The organism is Rhodoferax sp. RT5P35 (assembly GCF_056521385.1).
Genome location: NZ_JBWMAX010000324.1, coordinates 1 through 1,077, shown reverse-complemented (window position 1 = coordinate 1,077; position 1,077 = coordinate 1). Strand labels below are relative to the sequence as shown.

The window sequence follows — 1,077 nt, the reverse complement described above, 5'->3', positions numbered from 1 at the left end:
ACTGATCAAGCGCAGCGCCGGGGGCAAAGACAGCAGCGGCCTGCTGCCCGGCCTCGGTGGCGTGCTGGACCGGGTGGATGCGCTGTTGCCCACCCTGCCGCTGGCCATGATGCTGGTATCCATCGTCGGCTAGGCTGCAAGCATGAACCAGAATTTGACGATTTTGGGATCCACTGGCTCGGTGGGCACCAGCACGCTGGACGTGGTGTCGCGCCACCCGGACCGGTTTGCGGTGTTCGCCCTGACCGCCGCCACCCAGGTAGACCTGATGCTGCAGCAATGCGCGCAGTTCAAGCCCCGTTTCGCGGTGATGGCCAGCCCGCAGCATGCCGAACTGCTGGCCGAAAAAATTAAGCAAAATAGCCTTTCCACGCTTGTTCTATCGGCGCAAGAAGCTATTGAAATGGTAGCGTCGCATCCCGAGGTCGATGCGGTCATGGCGGCCATCGTCGGCGCAGCGGGCCTGGCTCCGTGCCTGGCCGCGGCCCGTGCGGGCAAACGCCTGCTGCTGGCCAACAAAGAGGCGTTGGTGGTGGGTGGCGAGGTGTTTTTGGCGGCGGTGAAGCAGGGCGGGGCCTTGCTGTTACCCATCGACAGCGAGCATTCGGCGGTATTCCAGTCGCTGCCCGAAGACCCGGCGGTGTGGCCCCGGCGTATCGAGAAGATCATGCTGACCTCGTCGGGCGGCCCGTTCCGTACCCGCGACCCGGCCACGCTGCGCGACGTGACCCCCGAGCAGGCCTGCGCCCACCCCAACTTCGCCATGGGCCGCAAGATCTCGGTGGATTCGGCCACCATGATGAACAAGGCGCTGGAAGTGATCGAGGCCAAATACCTGTTTGGCGTGGCCCCCGAGCAGATCGAGGTGGTGATCCATCCGCAGCAAATCATCCATTCCATGGTGCAGTTCCACGACGCCTCGGTGATGGCCCAGTTGGGCACGCCCGACATGCGGGTGCCGATTGCCTACGGCCTGTCCTGGCCCGAGCGCATCGAGAGCGGCACGGCGCGGCTTGATTTTTCCCAAATGGCGGCCATGACCTTCGAGGTGCCGGATTTCCAGCGCTTTCCCTGCCT

At 64.3% G+C, this 1,077-nt stretch carries 2 protein-coding genes; both read left to right on the top strand.

The annotated features are described in order from the left end of the window. Positions 1 to 133 (top strand): phosphatidate cytidylyltransferase (locus AC097L_RS26020; RefSeq protein ID WP_479589578.1); only part of this gene is annotated, 133 nt, incomplete at its 5' end. A 9-nt stretch (positions 134 to 142) separates the two neighbouring features. Next, positions 143 to 1,077, top strand: a 935-nt coding sequence (gene dxr / locus AC097L_RS26015; protein ID WP_479589577.1) for a 1-deoxy-D-xylulose-5-phosphate reductoisomerase, incomplete at its 3' end; no start/stop codon positions are given.